Below are 1,862 nucleotides of genomic sequence, written 5' to 3' on the forward strand. Positions count from 1 at the left end.
CAGCCGCAGTTCGCGGCGCTGACGCAGGGACGCGTCCCGGTCCGGGGCCAGCCGCAGGACGTGTCGGGCGCCGACCCACCAGGTGGAGTGCCCCTCGCCCTCGGCGACGGGGCGGACGCCGGGGTCGCCGTGCTTGAGGAGCGTGCGGGCCAGCCTGCGGACAGTGTCCGCGGTGGGGGTGGATGCCTGGGTCATGGTCGCGCCGTCACAGGTCGAGGTGGGGAGGGGGCTCCTGGGTGCTCAGCTCACTATGACCAGCTCCCGCTCGGTGTTGTTGAGGCGCCGCCCGCCGTCCTCGGTGACCGTCACGATGTCCTCGATCCGCACCCCGAACCGGCCCGGCAGATAGATCCCCGGCTCCACGGAGAAACACATGCCGGGCACGAGGGGCTGCTCCTCCCCCTCGATCATGTAGGGCGGTTCGTGGGTCGTGACCCCGATGCCGTGCCCGGTGCGGTGGATGAACCACTCGCCGTACCCGGCGTCCGCGATGACCGCGCGGGCGGCACGGTCGACGTCCTGGCAGGCGGCGCCGGGCCGCACCGCGCGGAACCCGGCCTCCTGCGCCGCCCGGACGACCTCGTGCACCCGGCGCTCCTCGTCGGTGGGCTCGCCGACGTGGACGGTCCGGGTAGTGTCGGAGCCGTAGCCGTCCTTCAGGCCGCCGAAGTCGAGGACGACCATGTCGCCGTCCTCGATGACCCGGTCCCCCATCTCGTGGTGCGGGTTGGCGCCGTTGGGGCCAGAGCCGACGATCGTGAAGTCGACCTGCTGGTGGCCGTGTTCGCGCAGCAGGCGGGCGAGGTCGGCGCCCACCTCCGACTCCCGGCGCCCGGCGAAGCGCACCGCGCGGATGCCCTCGAACGCCGCGTCGGCCGCCGCGCCCGCCGCGGCCATCAGCTCCAGTTCCGCCGCGTCCTTGACGGCCCGCAGCATCGGCAGCGCTTCGGTGAGGGCCGCGTACGCCGCGCCGGGCAGGGTCTTCTGGAGGGCGAGGAGGTGCAGCGCCCACGCGTTGTCGCTGACGCCGAAGCGCCCGCTCGGGTCGAGGAGGGCGGCGGTCGCGGCGTAGGGGTCCTTGCCGTCGGTCCAGTCCCGGAAGGCCAGCGCGGGCGCGCCGGGGGCCTGCGCGGCGTCGGGAGCCTCCAGGCCGGGGACGACGAGGACGGGGTCCCGGCCGGGTGCGAGGACCAGCAGGGTGAGCCGCTCCGTCTCGGCGGTGGGGGTGTAGCCGGTGAGCCAGACCATGTCCGGCCCCGGCGCGACGAGCAGGCCCGCGAGCCCCGCCTCGGCCGCGGACCGGGCGGCGCGCTCCATGCGGGCCCGGTAGTCCTCGGCGGTGAAGGGTGCGGTCGCGGTCATGCGGGCCTCCGGGCGGATCAGCGGCTACGGTCAGCATCCTGCCCGTGCGGCAGGGGCCGCGCGAGCCGGTCACCGCGGGTACTGCGCGGCGTGACTCCATCGTCGCGCATCCTCCGGACAAGGAGCGGAAGTTTTCCACAGCCCCCTCCCGTTTGTCCGATGATCGCCCATGACGGCTCGTACGCCGTCCCCCGTCAGACCACCACCCCCGGCACGACCGTCAACTGCTGATACCCCCCACCCCGGTGCAGCACCGTCACCTTGACCCCCTCCCCCGGCTCCGTCCGCCCCACCGCGCGGACGAGATCGGCCGCCGAGTCGATCCGGGCCCCGCCGAACGTCAGCAGCACGTCACCGCGCACGAGACCAGCCGTGTACCCCGGACCGGGGACATGGACGGCGACGATCGCGGCCCCCGCCTTCTCCGCGTCGACCGCCTCCACGCCGAGTGCCGCACGCGCGGGCGCCGAACCGCCGGCGGCGGACGGGGAGGGCGCCGC

General features: G+C 74.8%; 2 protein-coding genes and 1 pseudogene. All 3 read right to left on the bottom strand.

Annotation, left to right across the window (positions count from 1 at the left end):
• Positions 1-195, bottom strand: a pseudogene (locus ACVNF4_RS35540) (aminoglycoside phosphotransferase family protein); the annotation flags it as partial.
• A 45-nt stretch (positions 196-240) separates the two neighbouring features.
• Positions 241-1,362 carry an aminopeptidase P family protein gene (locus ACVNF4_RS35545; protein ID WP_461806965.1) on the bottom strand — a complete coding sequence of 374 codons (1,122 nt, stop codon included), beginning with the start codon at positions 1,360-1,362 and terminating at the stop codon, positions 241-243.
• A 194-nt stretch (positions 1,363-1,556) separates the two neighbouring features.
• Positions 1,557-1,862 (bottom strand): PDZ domain-containing protein (locus ACVNF4_RS35550; protein ID WP_461806966.1); only part of this gene is annotated, 306 nt, incomplete at its 5' end.

It is taken from the genome of Streptomyces sp. S6 (assembly GCF_054880855.1).